We start from the raw sequence: 19,308 nt of genomic DNA, 5'->3' as shown, positions 1-19,308 counted from the left end.
CTTCCACCCGTGGCGACCCACGGCGCGACAGGGACTACCGAACACCTCATCACCCGCACCCGGGCGACCTCCAGCGCGACCCGGACCACCGAACACCACACCACCCGCACCCGGGCGACCTCCAGCGCGACCCGGACCACCGAACACCACACCACCCGCAGCCGGGTGTTGCACGGTGACCTGCGGCTGGATCCCGGCCACAGGTCATCACCCATGGCCAACCGCGAGTTGCATGGGGATCTGGGGCACGGTCCGCGCCGCGGGTCCCCATGCCGAACGTTCGAGCGGGACGACGGCGGCTTTCGGGCGGCATGTGGCCCCTGGCTCGGCTGACGCGCTGCAGGCGGGCGGGCGCGGCAACGCCCCGCCCGCCCGCAGCGTTTCCGGGACACTCGGGTGGAAGCGTCCCGGTGGGACCGCACTCCGGCCAGGCGGTCCGGATCGACCACGCTCAGGGCGGTGAGCGTGGCCACGCCTTGCCAGGCAGTGTGCGCGCCACTTGTTACGGAAAGCCACCCCTGTCACAGCGGACAAATAACTCAAAAGCCCCCTAGGTCGGCATTTCTCCTGGAAGATCAACTCCGTTGACGTGATCTACAGCGGGGGTTTGCCGTGCGCAACGAGGAGAGCCGGAGCACGCCGGTCATCAGCAGGCCGGTGCCGCGACCGGTGTCCAGAGGGCCGCAACCGGCCCGCCTCCCCGTCGCGGAACCGGGCCAGACCGGCACCCTCCCCCTGGAACTGGTCCGCCGAGACATTGCCGGCGATCACCCCGGCGTCCCGCTGATGCTGCGAATCCGGGTACTTGACGCATTCGACGGCAGCCCGGTCTCGGCGGCCGTGGTCGATCTCCGCCATCGTGAACCCGACGGCGACGGCGAACTCCGCGGCGCTCAGGTCACCGACCCCGAGGGCTATGCCGAGTTCCGCACCGTCCACCCCGGCCGCGAACCCGGAATGCCTGTCCAGATCACCACCTCGGTCCACGTGGGCGGATACCTCGCCGGCGGCCGAACCGTCACCTACTCGGGCCCTCTCTACATCCCGGAACAGATCGCCGGCCAGGTGGCAGCCGGTCTGGCCCCCACCGATGACCCCCAGCCCACCGCCGGCGGCCCGCTCAACGTCGTCCCCCGCGACCGCTTCGACCTGTCCGCGGGCTTGCTCGCCACAATCACCGTGACCGTGGGCGACTGACCCACCGGCCCCTCCCCTCCCCCGGCCGGTCGACGTCCGGCCACAAGTGGAATCTTGGTCGCGACAGCCGGGACGGTTCTCTGGCCGCTTCCCGGCAAACGGCCCTCCCGGCGCTCCCCGGCGCGCGGCCCACCCGCAGCTCTGCGGCACACGGCCCTCCCGGCGTTTCCCGGCACACGGCCCTCCTACCGCTCCTCGGCGCACGGCCCTCCCACCACTCCGCTGCATACGGCCCTCTAACCACTCCCCGGTGCGGCCCTCTGACCGATTCCTCTTGGCACGATGATCAGCCGCGCAGATAGGCGAGGACGGCGCGAACCCGGCGGTGGTCGTCGCTATCGGGTGGGAGCTCGAGTTTGGCGAGCAGGCTGTTTATGTGTTTGGCGACCATGGCCTCGGTGACGACGAGTTCCCGGGCGATACCGGTGTTCGAACGTCCCTCGGCCATCAACGCCAGGACCTCCCGCTCGCGAGCGGTAAGCCGGTGCAACGGGTCACGACGGCGGCCCAGCAACTGCCGGACCACCTCCTGGTCGACCACAGTGCGGCCCCGCGCCACCCTCTCAAGCGCGTCGACGAACTCGGCGACCTCACCGATGCGGTCCTTCAGCAGGTATCCGATGCCTGCCTCGTGCTCGGAATCGATCAGCTCGGCGGCATAGGTCTGCTCGACATATTGGCTGAGCACCAGAACCGGAAGCTTCGGGTCGGCCTTCCGCATCTCGATAGCGGCCTGAAGACCCTCGTCGCTGAACCCGGGTGGCATCCGCACGTCGGTGACGACCACATCCGGCCGGTGCTCGGCGACCGCCTCGCGCAGGGCGACGGCATCCCCGACCGCGGCGACCACCTCGTGCCCGAACCGGCGCAGCATGCCGGCCACACCCTCCCGCACGATCACGCCGTCTTCCGCGATGACCACTCTCATACAACCGCCTCCGGCACCGGAATCTCCACTCGCAACAACGTAGGGCCACCGGCCGGACTCGACAGGTTCACCGTCCCGTCGAGGACCGCCACCCGGTCGGCGAGCCCCATCAGACCGGAACCGGTGGCCGGATCGGCGCCGCCACAGCCGTCGTCGTGGATCCGCACGATCAGCCGATCGCCGGTCAGGAACGCCTCGACCCGGGCCCGCTCGGCCCCGGCGTGCTTGGCCACATTGGTCAGCGCCTCGGACACCACGAAATAGGCGGTCACCTCGACCGCCGACGGCAGCCGCCCGGGCAGTCGCAGATCGAGGTCGACGGGCAGCGGCGCGACGGACGCCACCTCCCCCACAGCCGCAGCCAGGCCGCGGTCGGTCAAGACCTTCGGGTGTACGCCACGGATCAGCTCCCGCAGGTCGGTGAGGGCCTGTTTGGCGAGCAGATGTGCCGCGGCGAGCGACTCGGCGCCTGGCGAGTCGGCCGGCACCTCCAGGCGGGCCATGCCGAGCTGCATGCTGAGCGCGACGAGGCGCTGCTGAGCGCCGTCGTGCAGGTCGCGCTCGATGCGCCGGCGCTCCACCTCGAAGGCGTCGACGAGTCGTGCCCGCGAACGGGTCAGCTCTCTCAGCCGTGCCTCGTCGGGTGGTGTCAGCATGGCTCTGGCCATCGCCGCGCGGGCACCCGCCCAGGCGATCACCGGATAGATCAGGATCGGCCCCAGCAGCAACCCGGCCACGGTGGCGGGCAGGGTCGAGGAGAGCGGCTCGTCGGCGATGGTCCACGGCGCGCCGACCGAGATCAGCAGGGTGTACGTCACGCCGACGAGAACGAGTAGATCCATCCAGCTCAGCATCGCCGCCGCGAGCGCCGCATAGAACAGCTCCCGCCAGGTCGCCTCCTCCCGTAGCCGCAGGGTGACCCAGGCCCGGAGGCCTGCCCGTGGCGGCGGCCGGTGTGGGTCGAGCAGCTCGTCGTGGTCGACCAGGCGCAGCCGCCGCCGCTCAACCCGGGCCACGACGATGCCGGAGAGTAGACACCCCACGTAACCGGCGACACCGACGATCACCGCGGCCAGCAGGGTGCCGAGGGCGAGCATGACGACGACCGCCGCGATGGTCGCGGCGCCGAGCAGCGAGCCGCTCACCAGGTAGGCGAGCGAACGCCATGGCCAGGACGAACGCAACAGCTCCGTCGGCCGCAGAGTGAGCGCTTCGAGCGCGTTGCGGGGCTGCATGACCGGAACGCTACCGGCCGGCCGGGCCGCTGTCGGTAGTGCTGGGTTTACCTTCGAGTGTGGACTCTGCGTGACTGTGCCGGAGCCGCTGGGCCGGTTTGCTGGTCGGCATGACGGATCACGGAACACCAGCGGTCGAGCTGCAGGCGGCGACCAAGACATATGGGACCGGCGAGCGCGCGGTGACGGCTCTGGATCGGGTGGACGCCAGGTTCGCAGCGGGCACCTTCACCGCCGTCATGGGCCCGTCGGGGTCGGGCAAGTCCACGTTGCTGCACTGTGCGGCGGGGCTGGACCGGCTGTCCGGCGGCGAGGTGGTCATCGACGGCGTGCCGGTCGGTGGCCTGAGCGAGCGGGCGCTGACCCGTCTTCGACGTAGCCGGGTCGGCTTCGTCTTCCAGTCGTTCAATCTCGTTCCGGCGCTGACCGCGGCGCAGAATGTGGCGTTGCCGCTGCGCCTGGCCGGGCGTCGTCCGGAGCCGGGTGCGGTGACCGCGATGCTGGCCGAGGTGGGTCTGGCCGGCCGCGAGGGGCATCGGCCGTCCGAGCTGTCCGGGGGTCAGCAGCAGCGCGTGGCGATCGCCCGCGCGCTGGTGTCCCGGCCTGCGGTGCTCTTCGCCGACGAGCCGACCGGCGCGCTGGACGCGGCGTCCGGCGCCGCTGTGCTGCACCTGCTGCGCGAGGCGGTGGACCGTCATCGGCAGACGATCGTGATGGTGACCCATGACCCGCTGGCCGCCGCCACCGCCGATCGGGTGCTGTTCCTGGCCGACGGACGGGTGTTCGACGAGTTGCCCGGTGCGGTCGGCGCGGAGCGGATCGCTCTGCACATCGCTCACGCCCAGCACACGGTGGTGACCCGGTGAGCGCGGCGTGGGCCATGGTCCGGCATCGATTCGCGAGTTTCGCCGGCATGTTCGTCGCGGTGTTCCTGGGTGTCGCAGTCGTCGCCGGGTCGGCGGCGCTCTATCTGAGCTCACGGCCGCAGGCGCCGGCCCGCTACGACCTGGCACCGGTGCTGATCACACCACCCGACCCGGGCACTGGCGACGATCGCGACCGGCAGTCCTGGACAGCGGCGCAGGCGACCGCACTCGCCACCCGTCTGGCCGAGTTGGCGGGTGTGACGGCCGCCGTCCCCGACCCATGGTTCTACGTCCAGCGCCTGGAGTCGGGCCGGCCAACCGGCGACGCCCAGGCCGCCCTGCTCGACGGGCACGCCTGGTCGTCCGCGGCTCTCGGCGGTTATCGCCTGACCAGCGGCCGTGCCCCAGCGGCTCCCGGTGAGGTGGCGGCCGGCCCCGGCACGACTCCCGGTGAGTCGGTCGCGGTACTCACCTCGGCCGGGCCGGAGAAGTGGCTGGTCACCGGGACCGTGGACGGGCCCGGGCTCTATGTGACCGACCGGGAGGCCGCGCGGCGGGCATCGGGTGTCCGCGTGATCGGTCTGACCGTGACCGGGGATCCGCAGCGGGTGGCCGATGCCGCGGCGGCTGTCGTGGGCACGGATGGCGTGGTCCGGTCCGGCAGTGACCGGGACGCGCTGGAGCCCGACTCCGTCACCCGGATCCGGTGGATCGGCGCACAGCTGCTGATCGCGCTGGTCACGCTCGGCGCGTTCGCGACCGTGTTCGTGGTGTCCTCCACGTGTGCGCTGAGTGCGGCGCAACGACGACGCGAGCTCGGGCTGCTGCGGGCGGTCGGGGCGACTCCGGGGCAGGTGCGGCGGATGATGTATGCCGAGACGGCGCTGATCGCCCTGCTCGCCGGGCTGCTCGGCGCGCCGGCCGGGCTGATGGCCGCTCCCCTGCTGGCCGGGCCGATGGTCGGCAACGGTCTGGAGCCCGCCGGCTTCACCGTGACGTGGCAGCCCATGGCGCTGGCCGGAGCGGTCCTGCTCGGGCTGATCGTGGCCCTGGGTGGAGTGACGGCCGCGGCCCGGCGGGCCAGCCGGATCGCTCCGCTGGACGCGTTGCGCGAGGCGGCCGCCGACCCGCGCTCGATGACTCCCACCCGCTGGGTCGTCGGGTTCCTCTGCGGGATCGGGGGCGGCGTTCTGCTCGCCGCGATGCCCTCGCTGCCGCTGGAGACACGCAGTACGGCCGGTCTGGGCGCCGCGATGCTGCTGTTGTCAGGGGCTGCGTTGTTGTCGCCGGTGCTGATCGTTCCGCTGGTCCGGGTGGTGGCTCGCCCCTGGCGCGGCACCGCCACGGGCATGCTGGTTCGGGAGGGGACTCTGACGGGAGTTCGCCGGGTCGCGTCGACTGCCGCGCCGGTACTGGCGACCGTCGGGTTGACCGTGCTGCTCGCCGGGACGGTCGCGACGATCGAGGTGGCCGCCGGGATCGACGAGACGGCCCGCTATCCGGAGGGCACCGTGCTGGTCCCGGATGGCACGCCCGGGCTGTCGGCGGCCGCGGTCACCGCCCAGGGGGCCGAGCCCGCGCTCACCACCCGTCTGCTGATCACCCACGGAGACAGCACCGCCGGCCGGGACGCGACCGGGCGGGGCGATGCTCTGGTGCTCGACCGGTTGAGCGCCGCGGAACTGGGTGTCGCGGCAGGTGATGCGGTGACGGTCCGGTTCGTCGACGGGGCCGAGACACAACTGTCGGTGAAGGCCGTGGCGGACGAGACCAGCATTCCGTCGGGGCTGGTCCGGCAGCATGACCCGGATGCGCTGACCGGCATGATCATGTTGGACAGGGAGGTGGTGCCGGTCCCCGGGGCGCGCACGCTCGCGATTCACGACTTCGTCATGGAGGAGATCGAGGACGAGGGCCGGTTGATCGATCTGTTCCTGCTGGCCCTGATCGGGCTATCCGCGGGGTACACCGCCATCGCGGTCGGCAACACGCTGCTGATGGCGACCGCTGCCCGCCGCGGGGAGTTCCGGGCGCTCCGGCTGGCCGGGGCCGGGACCGGTCAGGTGGTCCGGGTCGTCACCGCGGAGGCACTGCTGGCGGTCACCGTCGGTGCGGTTCTCGGCGGGCTGGTCGCGGTCGTCTCGCTGGCCGGAGTCCGAGCCGCGGTGGAGGACGAGATCGGCCGCGAAATCGCGCTGATCATGCCTTGGGGCGTGACCGCGGCGGTCACCACCGTCTGCGCGGCCCTCGCGGTCCTGGCTGCATCGTTCCCAATCCTTCGAGGAAGGAGCACCGATTCTTAGGAGCGTGACTTCCCTGGCGAACGCGGCCGACCCCGACGAACGGCCGCAGCGAACAGCCGGCCCGACGACAGGTTGACAACGAGATGAGCCGCAGCGGACGGCCCGCAGCGACCGGCCGACACCGGCCAGCGGGCCATGGCAGACCAGGCGAGAGGTACACCGGCCAGAGCGAGCCGCCCCGAGGTGGGCCGCCCGAGCCGGACTGGCCGGGGCGAGCCGGGCACGGCTGGTGTGCCTGGGGGGGTGCCCCGGGGGTGCGAAAGCCCGGGGTGCGACGGGTGGACTGACTGATCTGGAGCGAGGGAGGGGTGGGCGTGGGACGGTCAGACGGGGCGGGGGGCGGCTGGGCCTCGGCGGCGTTTGGTGGGGCTCGGGGAGAAGCGGTGGGCGGCGGTGAGCGTCCGGGTGGACCAGCGCATCGCGTCCAGGGAGAGGCCGGCCAGGTCGCCGGAACCCCATTCGCCGTTCTCATAGGCACGAACCGCCCGCAGCACGTCGCCGAGGCGGCCCGTGCCCACGGTGAGGGCGTCGGAGACCTCGGTCGTCAGCGGCAACTGCTCGGCCATCGCGGCCGGGGTCATGGCCATCAGACGGGCCATGCCGGTGACCAGGCCCGCCACGAAGGCGGCGCCCGGGTCCGCACGGAAGCGCGGGGCCAGACTCTCGCACAGGCGGGCCTGTGCGAGCGCGGTGAGGAGCTGCTCCTCGGGGGCCTCGGCGACATCGTCGACGACCATCAGGGTGGCCCAGCGGCGGATTCGGTTGAGGCCGACGAGCATGACCGCCTGCCGGACCGACGAGATGCGGCTGACCACGCCGGCCGCCACCGAATTGCTGACCCGCAGCACGCGCAGGGCGAGAGCGGGGTCGCTGACGATGATCGAGGTGATCTTCTCGAGCGGGACGTCGGGAGACATCAGGGCCGCGACGAGTTCGAGGCGGCGAAGCCGGGACGGCGACAGGCTGGGGGTGCTGAGGACCTGGGGGCGGCTCAGCGCGTACCCCTGCCGCAGTTCCATCCCGTACCGGTCGGCGATGGCGACCTGCTCGTCGGTCTCCAGGCGTTCGGCGACCAGTTCGATGTCCGGATACTCGCGGCACGCCGCGACGATCTCGGCGAGGCGGCTGAGGTCGCCGTCGAGGAGGTCGAGTTTGACGTACGACGCGAGGCCGAGGAGCTGTTCGTGACCGGAGCCCCAGACGAAGTCGTCGAGTGCGATCTTGTATCCGGCCTCGCGAAGGGCGGTGAGCCCGGTGATCACCTCGTCGTCGACGTGGACCGTCTCCAGAACCTCGAGTACCACCTGTTCGGGGCCGAACGGCAACGGAAGCCGCCCGGTCACGAACTCACGGGTGAGGTTGATGAAGCACGGCCGGTTGCCGGCCACTTCAGCGATGCCGAACTCGGTGAAAGCGTTCACCATGACGGCGCTGGTGGCGTATGTGTCCTGCCGCCCTGACGCGACGTCGTCCATACGGCCACGGAACAGCAGTTCGTAAGCCACGACGACGCCATGGACGTCGAAGATCGGCTGACGCCCCACGTGTACCGCATCCAACACCGGGATTCCCACGCCGGTGCATTCGGCAGACAAGCAGCCGACCTAAAGAAAGACGCGAGGAAACAAAGGCGAAACGGAGCCTTCCACCGGCGCCGCCACGCATGTTGGGATGAGACAGCCGTCACAACTCATCGGTAAGAAGGGTTCCACCACATGCTCAACCTCTCCGTTCTTCTGGAGGACAGCGCCCGTAACCACCCGGAGCGCGCCGCTGTGGTGCTCGGCCCGCAGCGTCTGACATACGCGCAGGTGAACGCAGCGGCCAACCAGGTGGCCGGTCTGCTCCGGTCACGTGGCATCCAGCCTGGTGACAAGGTCGCGCTGACCTGCCCGAACCTTCCGTACTTCCCGATCGTCTACTACGGCATCCTCAAGGCCGGCGCGGTCGTGGTGCCGCTGAACGTGCTGCTCAAGGGCCGGGAGATCGCATATCACCTGCGTGACTCCGGCGCGAAGGCGTACTTCTGCTTCCAGGGCACCCCGGAACTACCCATGGGCGCCGAGGGTTTCGCCGGTTTCAACGAGGTCGACAGCACCGAGCACTTCTTCCTGATCACCGCGGACCCGGCGGCGGCGTCGCCGATCGAGGGCGCGGAGACCATGGGCGCGGGGCTGGCCGGGCAGTCGCCGGTCTTCGAGACGGTGCAGCGGTCGGAGACCGACGCCGCCGTGATCCTGTACACCAGCGGGACCACCGGCCAGGCCAAGGGCGCCGAACTTTCCCACTCGAACCTGGTGCTGAACGCGCTCACCTGTAACCGGCTGTTCGGCACGCAGCCGGCCACCGACACGCATCTGCTCGTGCTCCCGTTGTTCCACTCGTTCGGCTCGACGGTGAACATGAACGCCGGTTTCTCCACCGCCTCGACTCTGGTGCTGCTGCCCCGTTTCGACCCGGAAGCGGCGGTTCAGCTGCTGCAGAGCGAGAACGTGACGTTCTTCGCGGGTGTGCCGACGATGTACTGGGGGCTACTCAACGCCCTGAAGGAGGGCGTGGACGTCGAACGGATCGCGGCGAACATGCGGATCGCCGTTTCCGGCGGTTCCAGCCTGCCGGTGGAGATCATCAAGGCGGTCAAGGAGCGGTTCGGCGTCACCATCCTCGAGGGGTACGGGCTGTCCGAGACGTCTCCGGTCGCGACGTTCAGTGCACCGGGGCACGAGCCACGTCCCGGATCGATCGGCATCCCGATCTGGGGTGTCGAGGTGAAGCTGATCGACGGGGATTGGAACAGCGTCGACAACCCGGACGAGATCGGCGAGATCGCGATCCGCGGCCACAACATCTTCCGCGGGTACATCGGCCGGCCGGAGGCGACCGCCGAGGTGATGCGGGACGGCTGGTTCCGCACCGGCGACCTGGCCCGTCGAGACAAGGACGGCTGGTACTACATCGTCGACCGGGCCAAGGACATGATCATCCGGGGTGGCTTCAACGTCTACCCGCGGGAGATCGAGGAGGTTCTGCTCACCCACGAGGCGGTGTCGCTGTCGGCGGTGATCGGCGTGCCACACGAGAGCCACGGCGAGGAGATCAAGGCGTTCGTGATCTTGAAGCCGGGCGCTTCAGCCACCGAGGAGGAACTGGTGGCCTGGGGCCGGGAACAGATGGCCGCCTACAAGTACCCTCGAGTCGTCAAGATCGTCGAGTCGCTGCCGATGACGGCGACCGGCAAGTTGCTCAAGCGCGAGCTGAGCTGATCGACCACGCGAGACGAGGCGTCCGGCGGTCCCCGCCGGTCGCCTCAGTACGGCGGCAGAGGCCGGGCTGGGCGGCGAAATGTCGCTGTGGCAAAGAGGCGAAGGCCACCGTGACAAGGCGGCGGAAGTCGCTACGAGGCCCGCCGTGGCGAAGAGGCAGGAGTCGCCGTGGCGAAGACGCGGAAGGCGCCGCAATGAGGCGGCGGGCGAGACGCGAAAGGCGCCGCAGCGAGACGCGGAAGGCGCCGCAGCGAAGCGGCGGAAACCACCGGGACGACGATGCGAAAGCCGCCGCAGCGAAGCGGCGGAAACCGCCGGGACGACGACGTAGAAGTCGCCGCGGTGAGGCGGCGGGAATCGCCGTGGCGGGTCAGCGAGAAGCTTGCGCCCATAACGCACAGTGGACGTGCGATCCCACAGCGAGAGGCGACACAGCGTGACAGCAGTTCAGGCGCCACCACGCGCGGCGTTGACCCGCCTCGCGGGGCTGCGGCACACCTCGCCCGGCCGCCTTCAGTTGCTGCTCGCCGTCCTGCTCGTCCTGGCCGCTCTGACCGGCCTCGTCACCGGACTGAGCGCCCGTTCGGCCGGCACCGGCACCGCCGATCTGCGTGATCGGGCGCAGCCGCTGCTCGCCGAGGCGGAGACCGTCTGGTCGTCGCTGGCCGACGCCGACGCCACCGCGGCGCAGGCGTTCATCACCGGGGGGCTGGAGCCACCGCAGTTGACCCGGCGCTACGACGAGAAGCTCGCCGCCGCGGCGACCGCACTCACCTCGGCCGCCCGCCGGGTGCCGGAGGGCAGCCAGGGCGCCGAGGCGATCCGGAGCATCTCGACCGGTCTGGGCGACTACACGGCGCTGGTCGCCACCGCCCGGGCCCTCAACCGGCAGGGCAAGCCGGTGGGCGCGGCCTACCTGTCGACCGCTTCGCAGCTCAACCGGGAGACGTTGCAGCCGCAGGCGCAGGCGCTGTTCCAGCAGGCCCGTCGGGAGGCCGCCGCGGGTTATGCGGATTCGCGCAGTTCCTGGTGGCTGATGCTGCTGCTGGTCCTGGTGGTGGGGTTGGGGGTGGCGCTGATCGTGACCCAGGCGCACCTGAGCCGGACCACCCATCGCACGTTCAACGTGCCGCTGCTGACCGCGACCGGGCTGACCGTGCTGCTGGCCGTGGTCTGCGCCGGAGTCTTCGCCCACCAGCGGGCCCGGCTGACCGGCGCCGACCGGGACGGCTCGGCACCGGCGGAGGCGCTGGCCGAGGCCCGGAATCTGGTGTTGCGCGAGCGAGCCGACGAGGCGTTGACACTGGCCGCCCGGGCCGGGCGCGGCAAGTTGGAGGAGGATTTCGGGCTACTGCGGGAGCGGTTCGTGGTGTCCGGGCCGGAGTTCGACGAGGTGGCCGGGTTGATGACGAAGGCCGCGCAGCAGCACGACGCCTACCTGGCGATTCACGACAAGATCCGCGGCCTGGACGACAACGGCGACTACGAGGGCGCGGTGAAGCTGGCCGTCAGCGAGGAGACGGCGACGACGTTCGACGGGCTGACCACGGTTCTGGGTGAGGCGATCACCGATCGGCGGGCGGCGTTCGATGAGGAGATCCGCTCGGCGGGGCGCGGGCTGGGCGCCCTCACCGTCCTCGGCCCGCTGCTGGCATTGGCGATCGCGGTATTCGCGTTGACGGGACTACGGGCCAGGCTGGAGGAGTACCGATGAGCGGCGACGAAGCCCCCGGCCAGCCCGGACGAGCACAAACGAACCACGACGAAGCCCCCGGCCGGCCCGGACGAGCACAAACGAACCACGACGAAGCCCTCGGCCAGAGCAGACGGGCAACGGCGAGCGGCGGGGCGACGGGCCGAAAGACAGGCGGCGAGCAGCGAAAAGGCCCGGCTGGACGAGCGGCGGTGATCCGTACCGTGATGGCATTGGCCCTGGCCGTGACCGGCTTGGCCGCCTGCACCGACAGCGGACCGGCGACGACGGCGAAGCCGGAGGCCAGTGCGACGCCGCCGCCGAGCCCGGCGGCCTCCGACCCGACGCCGGCCTGCGACGCGGCGGCCGACTTCGACGCGAGGGCGAGTTTCCGGCCGACGAACGGCACGCAGATCACGGCCGGCAGCCACATGCAGACGATCAAGGATCGGGGCCGGCTGATCCTCGGCACCAATCAGGGCAATGTGCTGTTCAGTTCGCGTGATCCGTTCACCGGCAAGATCGAGGGTTTCGACGTGGACATGGGCCGCGAGATCGCGCGGGCGATCTTCGGCGACCCCGACCGTCTGGAGATCCGGGTGGTCGCGAACGCCGACCGGATGGACCGAGTGGCCGACGGCACCGTCGACCTGGTGATCAGCACGATGACCACCAACTGCGCCCGCTGGCAGAAGGTCGACTTCTCGACCGTCTACTACGAGTCCGGGCAGCGGGTGCTGGTCGGCAAGGACTCGCCGGTGCAGCGGATCGAGGATCTGGGTGGCCGGCCGGTCTGCGCGGTCTCCGGTTCGACGTCGCTGGACAACCTGGCCAAGGTCAACCCGGCGCCGGTCCGGGTGACCCGGTCCGACTACGGTTCGTGTCTGGTCGCGTTCCAGCTGGGCGAGGCCGAGGCGGTCTCCACCGACGACACCATCCTGGCCGGCCTGGCCGCGCAGGACCCGTATGCGAAGGTGGTCGGCCCGAGGTTCACCGAGGAGCCGTACGCGATCGCGATCGCCCATGACCACCGAGAGTTCACCCGGTACGTGAACGCCGTGCTGGACCGGATGCGCGCCGACGGCACCTGGGCGAAGGTCTACGACCGCTGGCTGGGCGCCTCGGGCCCGGCCCCGCAGCCGCCCGCGGCACGGTACCTGCCGTGCACGCCGCCCGGACCCGAGCCACGGTGCCGGTGACGATGATGCAGGCCGAGACCGAACCGGCACGGTGCCGACGATGACGATGCATGCCGCCGAGACCGAGTTGGCGCGCCTGGAGAAGGCGGTCGCCGCAATCGCCGCGAATCTGGTCGAACTGGACCAGAATCCGGACCGTCAGCAGCTCGGGCGAATCCAGCTGACCGGCCGGACCGCGACCGCGTGGGCCGACGCCGGCGACGCGCTGGCCCGGCTCTGGCAGGGGCACCGGCAGCTCGGCGAGGTGATCGACCGGGCGCGGGCGCTGCGTTCGCAGCGGCGGATGAGCGACGCCGACCGGGCCGCGTTCCAGCACGAGGTGCTGGGCAGCTCGATCACCCTGTCCACGGCGACGGTGCCACTGGCGCAGCGCGGGCTGCTCGGCGCCGGCCAGGTGGTCTCCACCAGCACTCCGGCGGAGTTGCTGGCCGCGATGGAGGCGGCGTTCGCCACGGCGGTCGCGGTGGTCACCAGCGCAGGCGACGCGTGGCGGCGGGCGACCCCGGCCGCCGCCGAGGCCGCCGACGCGCTGCTGCACGTGCGGGACCTGACCCGGCAGACCGCGGGCGGCTTGGCCGCCGAGACGTTCCGGCTGCTGGACGAGGCGGACCGACTGCTCGGTGATCTCACCGGCACGCTGCTGTCGGATCCGCTCGGCGCGGACGTTTCCGGCCTGGACCGGGTGCGGACGCTGATCGCCCGGGCGGACGCGGAGCGGACCTCCGCGGCCGAGCTGCGGGCCTCGCTGTCGCAGCGGCTGCGCGACGCCCGGTCGGTGGTCGCCGAGATCGAGGCGGCACAGACGTCCGCGGACGCGTCCCGCGCGGCGGTCACCGGGCGTTTCCCGCACGACAAGATCATGGTGGTACGGGGTGCCGACCCGCGCCCGGAGCTCGCGGCGATCGACGCGCTGGCCGCCGCCGGACACTGGGCACTGATCAGCCCTCGCCTGTCGGCCTGGAACCGGCAGGCCCGGGAGCGGCTGGCCGCGCTGCGGTCGGCGCAGGCCCACCACACCGGCCTGCTCGCCGAGCGCAACGAGCTACGCGGCCGCCTCGACGCCTTCCGGGCCAAGGCGCTGAGCCGCGGGCTCGGCGAGGACCCGGTGCTCGGCCCGCTGGCCGAGCATGCACGTGACACCCTGCACGTGGCGCCCTGTGATCTCGTGGCGGCTCGCGCCGCGGTCGAGAAGTACCAGGACGCCCTCTCCGCCACCATCGCCGCCCGGGAGGCCCGATGACCTGCCAGCGACCCGACTGTTCCGGCACGATCGAGGACGGCTACTGCGACACGTGCGGGCTGGCCCCGGCCGCCGCGCCCACCCCTGTTCCGGCCACCCCTGTTCCGGCCACCCCGGTCGCGGCCGCCGTCACCGGCCGGTGCGCGCGCGCCGGCTGCGACGGGACCATCGAGGACGGGTACTGCGACACGTGCGGGCTGGCCCCGGTGGCCGGCGCGCCGGCGCCTCCCAAACCGCGGACGGGCACCGCCGCCTCCACCCGCAGCACCAGCGCGCTCTCCACCCGTACCAGAGGAAGTGGCCGGACCTCCGCAAGCTCCCGGACCGGATCGGCCCGCCGGTTCGGTGGCGGTCTGGTGGAGATCGCGCCGATCCGCACCGCGGATCCGGCGACGGCGGTGATGGCCGTCGCCGAGGTGCCCGAGTCGAAGCGCTATTGCGCGAAGTGCGGCAAACCGGTCGGCCGGGCCCGCGGCGACCGCCCGGCCCGCTCGTCGGGTTTCTGCGCCAACTGCGGCGAGGCGTTCAACTTCACCCCGAAGCTGGTCAAGGGCGACCTGGTGGCCGGGCAGTACGAGGTGGTCGGCCCGCTCGCGCACGGCGGCCTGGGCTGGGTCTATCTGGCCGTCGACAAGAACGTGTCGGACCGCTGGGTGGTGCTCAAGGGCCTGCTCAACTCCGGTGACGAGGACGCGCTGGCGGCCGCGGTGGCCGAGCGGCGGTTCCTGGCCGAGGTCGAACATCCGAACATCGTCAAGATCTACAACTTCGTCGAGCACGACGGCGCCGGCTACATCGTGATGGAGTACGTCGGCGGCAAGTCGCTCAAGGACCTGCTCAAGGAACGGCGCGGCAACGGGGCGGTCGACCCGCTGCCGGTCGACCAGGCGCTCGCCTACGTGCTGGAGATCATGCCGGCGTTCGGCTACCTGCACGACCGGGGCCTGATCTTCTGCGACTTCAAGCCGGACAACGTGATCCAGTCCGGCGATCAGATGAAGCTGATCGACCTTGGCGGCGTGGTGCACGTCGACGACCAGGAGGCGGCGATCTACGGCACGGTCGGCTACCAGGCGCCGGAGATGGCGACCGACGGGCCGTCCGCGCAGTCCGATCTCTACACCATCGGCCGTACGCTGGCCGTGCTCACCACCGACTTCCGCGGCTATCAGAGCACGTTCGCGCACAGCCTGCCGGATCGTGGCGAGTTCGACGTCTACCGCAACCACGAGAGCTTCTACCGCCTGCTGCGGCAGGCCACCCACACCGACCCGGACCAGCGGTTCGCCGACGCCGCCGAGATGGCTGAGCAGATGCTGGGCGTGCTGCGGCAGGTTCTGGCCGAGGGCGGCACCCCGCATCCGGCGATCTCCCGGCAGTTCACCGGGGAGCTGCGCACCGACCTGCGCGACGACCGGGCCCGCTGGCAGGACCTGCCGACGCCGCTGGTCGACCTGGGCGACCCGGCGGCCGGCGTGATCGCGTCGATCACGGCCGCCGACCCGGCGACCGTGCTGGCCCAGCTGGCGACCGCCCCACAGGACTCGCCCGAGGTGGGTCTGCGGCAGATGCGGGCGCACATCGACCGGGGCGACACCGCGTCGGCGGCGGCGGTCCGCGACTCGATGGCCCCGGACTGGCGGGTGGACTGGTACGACGGCCTGCTCGCGCTCTCCACCGGCGATCACGGCCGGGCCCGGCAGCGGTTCGACGCGGTGTGGTCGGCGCTGCCCGGCGAGTTGGCGCCGCAGCTGGCGCTCGGGTTCACCGCCGAGCTGGCCGGCGATCCGGCGACCGCGTGCGGGTACTACGACGTGGTCAGCCGGACCGATCCGGCGTTCACCACGGCGGCGGCCGGGTTGGCCCGATGCCGGCTGGCGAGCGGGGACCGGGCCGGGGCGGTGGAGGCCTACAACCGGGTGCCCGGCACCTCGTCGGCGTACCCGATCTCGCAGGTCGGCGCGATCCGGGCGCTGGTCCGGTCGCATCAGGCGGCGGTCGTCGACGTCGACTCGCTGACCACCGCGGCCGGGCTGATCTCGCGGCTGGAGATGGAGGCGGCGCAGCTGGCCACCCTCCGGGCCGAACTGCTCGAGCAGGTGCTGCGTACTCTCGGCGGCGGCGCCAAGATCGCCGGGGCCGATCTGGCCACGGTGATCGGCGGCGAACCGGCGGAACGGCAGCCGGAACGGGACGTGCGGTTCGCGCTGGAGTCGGCGTATCGGGAGATGGCCCGGGCGACGCACGGCACGGAGAAGATCCGCCTGGTGGACCTGGCGAACGCGGTACGACCGCGGACGCGTACGTGAGAGGGGCGGAACCGCGCTCATGACCCTGACGACCGACTGTGCCTCCTGTGAGGACGAGCTGGCCTCCGGCGCTACCTTCTGTGAGGTGTGCGGGCGTAGGCTCGCCGAACCGCCGGTCCCGGAGATCGCCGCCGAACCGCCGGCGACGGCTCGCAAGGACTGCGTGCGGTGCGGAGCGGCGGGCTCCGTGGGCGACGACGGGTACTGCGAGGAGTGCGGCATGATGGCCGGCCGGTCCCGTGATCATCTGGAGGCCGACGGCGGCGTCTCCGGAGCGGCGGTGAGCGACCGTGGCCGCCGCCACCACCGCAACGAGGACGCCATGTGGCTGGCCGTCGGTGACGACGCCGCCGACGTGGTGGTCTCGGACGGGGTGTCGGCCTCGTTCGACCCGGACGCGGCCTCCGACGTCGCGGTCCGCGCGGCCGGTGAGCTGCTGGCCGGCGCCCGGCACCCGGACGTCCCGTTCGTCGCCGAGAACCCGGACGAGACCGTCGATCTGGAGAGCCTGGAACGGCCGCCGGGCGCGGTCGGGCTGGCCGGCGCGGTCGCGCACGCCATCACCGGGGCGGCCGCCGCGGTCGCCTCGCTGGCGCACACCGGCGACCCGCGTCGGGCCGCCGCGAACCCGGCCTGCACGATCGTGGCCGCGGCGGTCCGCGGGCCGCACGTCGGCTACGGCTGGGTCGGCGACAGCCGGGTCTACTGGCTCGGCGCGGAGGGGCCGGCCGAGCAGCTCACCGAGGACGACTCGTGGGCCACCCACGTGATCGCGATGGGCGCCGACCCGGTGAGCGCGATGAACGATCCGAAGGCGCACGCCATCACCGCCTGGCTGGGCGCCGACGCCGGTCCGGTCCGGCCGCGGGTGCGGTCGTTCACCGCGACCGAGCCGGGGCACCTGCTGCTGTGCAGTGACGGCCTGTGGAACTACCTGGTCGACCCGGCCGAGTTCGGCGACCTCGTCAGGGAGTGCCTGACGTCGGCGAACAGCCTGCTCGGTGCGGCACGGGCGATGGTCGCGTACGCGAACGCGGCCGGCGGCGCCGACAACATCACGGTCGCGGTGATCCCGGTCCGTCCGGCGGTCACCGCACCGGAGCCCGAGACCATCGACCTCGACACCACCAACGCGTAAGGAGTCCCGAGAGTGTCGTACACCGCCGAGGCCTTCCAGAACGAGTACCTCGCCCTGGGTGCGAGCGAAGTCAACGCGATCGTGACGGTCACCTCGACAGGTGGCGAGGGCGGCCGCCGTACCGGTGGCGCGACCGAGATCATCATCGTCGACGCGTCCGGGTCGATGCAGGCCGAGGGCCGGATCGGAGCCGCCCGCCAGGCCGCCAAGGCCGCCGTCGAGTGCCTCGACGACGGCGTCAACTTCGCCATCATCGCCGGGGTCAGCACGGCCCAGCAGCTCTTCCCGGCGCCCGGTCAGCTGGCGGTCGCCTCGCCGGAGAGCCGGGCCGCGGCCGCCCAGTCCATCGACCGTCTGCAGGCCAACGGCGGCACCGCGATGGGCGCGTGGCTGCTGCTGGCCGCCCAGCTGTTCGCGCAGCGGCCGGGCGACATCAAACACGCCATCCTGCTCACCGACGGCGACAACGGCGAGCGGTACGGCTACCTGGACAGCGTCCTGGAGCAGATCAAGGAGCAGTTCATCTGTGACTGCCGGGGGGTCGGCGCGAACTGGAAGGTCGCCGAGCTCCGCAAGATCGCCGACAAGATGCTCGGCACGGTGGACATCGTGGCCCGCCCGACCGAGCTGACCGCCGCCTTCCAGCAGATGATCACCGCGGCGATGGGCAAGACCTCGGCCGACGTGCAGCTGAAGGTGTGGACCCCGGTGAACGCCTCGGTCCGGTTCGTCAAGCAGGTCGAGCCGCAGGTCGCCGACCTGACCGGCAAGCGGGTCGAGGACGGTCCGCGGGCCGGCCGCTATCCGCTCGGCTCGTGGGGTCAGGAGAGCCGCGACTACCACATCTGCGTGGACGTACCGGCCGGCGCGTCGGGCGACGAGATGCTCGCGGCCCGGGTGCACATCATGGAGGGTGACACCGAGCACGCCCGCGGGCTGATCCGGGCGGTGTGGACGGACGACACGGCCCTGTCCACCCGGATCAACCGGCAGGTCGCCCACTACACCGGGCAGGCCGAGCTGGCCGACGCGATCCAGGCCGGTCTGGCCGCGCGGGAGGCCGGCGACGACCGGACCGCGACCATCAAGCTCGGCCGGGCCGCGCAGCTCGCCCACGCCAGCGGCAACAAGGCGACCGAGGAGCTGCTGGCCAAGGTGGTCGAGATCGAGGACCCGGTGACCGGTACGGTCCGGTTGCGCCGCAAGGTGGCGGCCGAGGACGAGATGGCCCTGGACACCCGCTCGACGAAGACCGTGCGGGTGGGGCGCGGCCAGTGATGTTCACCTGCCCGAAGGGTCACGCCTCGGCCGAGGGCGACTTCTGCGACACATGCGGGTCGCGCATCGACGGCGCCGCCCCGACCGTCTCGCTGATCTCCGTCCCGGCCGGTGAGCAGCCCGCCGCTCCGGTCAAGGAGAAGTGCCCCAACTGCGGTTATCCACGCAGCGGCCCGTTCCGATTCTGCGAGGACTGCGGGTACGACCACAGCACCGGCCGGGTCCCGCAGATCGACCCGCCGCCGGTGGCCGCGCCGGCCGGGCCGTGGACGGCGACGGTCGTCCCCGACCCGGACTACTTCGCGCTCAACGACATCGAGGGCGTGGCGTTCCCGGCCGGGGCGGTCCCGCAGACGATCGAGCTGGCGCCGCCGCAGGTCCGGATCGGGCGGCGCAGCACGTCGAAGGGCACCTCACCGGAGATCGACCTGGGCGCCGAGCCGTCCGATCCGGGGGTGTCGCACAACCACGCGCTGTTCACGTTCAGCACCGACGGGACGTGGCTGGTCTCCGACGTGGGTTCGTCGAACGGCACCTGGATCAACGACGAGGAGCAGCCGCTCGGCTCCGGCCAGTCCCGCACCCTGAAGGACGGTGACCAGGTGCATGTCGGCGCCTGGACCACCATCACCCTGCACGCACCCGCCTAGCCCGCGGGT

15 protein-coding genes are annotated in these 19,308 nt (G+C 71.6%); 11 read left to right on the top strand and 4 right to left on the bottom strand.

Translation table 11 applies throughout. The features are described 5' to 3' along the window. Positions 1 to 594: 594 nt before the first annotated feature. Positions 595 to 987 carry a hypothetical protein gene (locus Q0Z83_RS02975; protein WP_317792216.1) on the bottom strand — a complete coding sequence of 131 codons (393 nt, stop codon included), beginning with the start codon at positions 985 to 987 and terminating at the stop codon, positions 595 to 597. On the opposite strand from Q0Z83_RS02975, the gene Q0Z83_RS02970 reads away from it, so the two are divergent. Beyond that, positions 988 to 1,197, top strand: coding sequence for a hypothetical protein (locus Q0Z83_RS02970; protein WP_317792215.1), 210 nt, complete (start codon positions 988 to 990; stop codon positions 1,195 to 1,197). A gap of 286 nt (positions 1,198 to 1,483) precedes the next feature. Here the strand turns inward: Q0Z83_RS02970 and Q0Z83_RS02965 are convergent, their stop codons facing one another. Both Q0Z83_RS02965 and Q0Z83_RS02960 read right to left on the bottom strand, forming a co-directional pair. After that, positions 1,484 to 2,125, bottom strand: a complete 642-nt coding sequence (locus Q0Z83_RS02965) for a response regulator transcription factor (protein WP_317792214.1) — start codon at positions 2,123 to 2,125, stop codon at positions 1,484 to 1,486. Then, a complete protein-coding gene (locus Q0Z83_RS02960) occupies positions 2,122 to 3,360 on the bottom strand; it encodes a sensor histidine kinase (protein ID WP_317792213.1) in 1,239 nt (412 codons plus the stop codon). Before Q0Z83_RS02960 ends, Q0Z83_RS02965 begins: the two co-directional genes overlap by 4 nt. A gap of 110 nt (positions 3,361 to 3,470) precedes the next feature. On the opposite strand from Q0Z83_RS02960, the gene Q0Z83_RS02955 reads away from it, so the two are divergent. Continuing rightward, positions 3,471 to 4,226, top strand: coding sequence for an ABC transporter ATP-binding protein (locus Q0Z83_RS02955; RefSeq protein WP_317792212.1), 756 nt, complete (start codon positions 3,471 to 3,473; stop codon positions 4,224 to 4,226). Next, positions 4,223 to 6,529 carry an ABC transporter permease gene (locus Q0Z83_RS02950; protein ID WP_317792211.1) on the top strand — a complete coding sequence of 769 codons (2,307 nt, stop codon included), beginning with the start codon at positions 4,223 to 4,225 and terminating at the stop codon, positions 6,527 to 6,529. Before Q0Z83_RS02955 ends, Q0Z83_RS02950 begins: the two co-directional genes overlap by 4 nt. A 323-nt stretch (positions 6,530 to 6,852) precedes the next feature. On the opposite strand, the gene Q0Z83_RS02945 is transcribed toward Q0Z83_RS02950, so the two are convergent. Then, positions 6,853 to 8,034 carry an EAL and HDOD domain-containing protein gene (locus tag Q0Z83_RS02945; protein WP_378078964.1) on the bottom strand — a complete coding sequence of 394 codons (1,182 nt, stop codon included), beginning with the start codon at positions 8,032 to 8,034 and terminating at the stop codon, positions 6,853 to 6,855. Between the two features lie 210 nt (positions 8,035 to 8,244). Between Q0Z83_RS02945 and Q0Z83_RS02940 the strand changes: the two genes are divergently transcribed. The 8 genes from Q0Z83_RS02940 (at position 8,245) to Q0Z83_RS02905 (ending at position 19,299) form a co-directional block, all read left to right on the top strand. Continuing rightward, a complete protein-coding gene (locus tag Q0Z83_RS02940) occupies positions 8,245 to 9,792 on the top strand; it encodes a long-chain-fatty-acid--CoA ligase (RefSeq protein ID WP_317792210.1) in 1,548 nt (515 codons plus the stop codon). 436 nt (positions 9,793 to 10,228) lie between these two features. After that, positions 10,229 to 11,506, top strand: a complete 1,278-nt coding sequence (locus Q0Z83_RS02935; protein ID WP_317792209.1) for a hypothetical protein — start codon at positions 10,229 to 10,231, stop codon at positions 11,504 to 11,506. 191 nt (positions 11,507 to 11,697) lie between these two features. Continuing rightward, complete coding sequence (locus Q0Z83_RS02930) at positions 11,698 to 12,684, top strand: glutamate ABC transporter substrate-binding protein (protein ID WP_317792208.1); 987 nt, start codon at positions 11,698 to 11,700, stop codon at positions 12,682 to 12,684. Between the two features lie 40 nt (positions 12,685 to 12,724). Next, positions 12,725 to 13,924, top strand: coding sequence for a hypothetical protein (locus tag Q0Z83_RS02925; protein WP_317792207.1), 1,200 nt, complete (start codon positions 12,725 to 12,727; stop codon positions 13,922 to 13,924). Beyond that, on the top strand, positions 13,921 to 16,233 hold the full coding sequence (locus Q0Z83_RS02920) for a serine/threonine-protein kinase (protein WP_317792206.1): 2,313 nt from the start codon (positions 13,921 to 13,923) through the stop codon (positions 16,231 to 16,233). The genes Q0Z83_RS02925 and Q0Z83_RS02920 overlap by 4 nt, the downstream gene beginning before the upstream one ends. Before the next feature lie 19 nt (positions 16,234 to 16,252). Continuing rightward, positions 16,253 to 17,371 (top strand): PP2C family protein-serine/threonine phosphatase, encoded by a 1,119-nt coding sequence (locus tag Q0Z83_RS02915; RefSeq protein WP_317792205.1) that lies wholly within the window; start codon positions 16,253 to 16,255, stop codon positions 17,369 to 17,371. Between the two features lie 12 nt (positions 17,372 to 17,383). Beyond that, positions 17,384 to 18,649: a vWA domain-containing protein gene (locus tag Q0Z83_RS02910; protein WP_317792204.1), complete on the top strand. Its 1,266-nt coding sequence runs from the start codon at positions 17,384 to 17,386 to the stop codon at positions 18,647 to 18,649. Then, the gene (locus tag Q0Z83_RS02905; protein WP_317792203.1) at positions 18,649 to 19,299 is read left to right on the top strand and encodes an FHA domain-containing protein; all 651 of its coding nucleotides are present in this window, start codon (positions 18,649 to 18,651) and stop codon (positions 19,297 to 19,299) included. Before Q0Z83_RS02910 ends, Q0Z83_RS02905 begins: the two co-directional genes overlap by 1 nt. Positions 19,300 to 19,308 lie beyond the last annotated feature (9 nt).

It is taken from the genome of Actinoplanes sichuanensis (assembly GCF_033097365.1).
Classification (GTDB): Bacteria; Actinomycetota; Actinomycetes; order Mycobacteriales; family Micromonosporaceae; genus Actinoplanes; species Actinoplanes sichuanensis.
Note: the sequence above shows the minus strand (reverse complement) of the source record. Positions and strands in the feature narration are given on the sequence as shown.

Bases quoted from the DNA above. Each gene is read 5' to 3' on its own strand.
- Q0Z83_RS02955 (WP_317792212.1), top strand. From the start codon at position 3,471: ATGACGGATCACGGAACACCAGCGGTCGAGCTGCAGGCGGCGACCAAG.
- Q0Z83_RS02920 (WP_317792206.1), top strand. From the start codon at position 13,921: ATGACCTGCCAGCGACCCGACTGTTCCGGCACGATCGAGGACGGCTAC.
- Q0Z83_RS02965 (WP_317792214.1), bottom strand. From the start codon at position 2,125: ATGAGAGTGGTCATCGCGGAAGACGGCGTGATCGTGCGGGAGGGTGTG.
- Q0Z83_RS02925 (WP_317792207.1), top strand. From the start codon at position 12,725: ATGACGATGCATGCCGCCGAGACCGAGTTGGCGCGCCTGGAGAAGGCG.
- Q0Z83_RS02960 (WP_317792213.1), bottom strand. From the start codon at position 3,360: ATGCAGCCCCGCAACGCGCTCGAAGCGCTCACTCTGCGGCCGACGGAG.
- Q0Z83_RS02940 (WP_317792210.1), top strand. From the start codon at position 8,245: ATGCTCAACCTCTCCGTTCTTCTGGAGGACAGCGCCCGTAACCACCCG.
- Q0Z83_RS02915 (WP_317792205.1), top strand. From the start codon at position 16,253: ATGACCCTGACGACCGACTGTGCCTCCTGTGAGGACGAGCTGGCCTCC.
- Q0Z83_RS02905 (WP_317792203.1), top strand. From the start codon at position 18,649: ATGTTCACCTGCCCGAAGGGTCACGCCTCGGCCGAGGGCGACTTCTGC.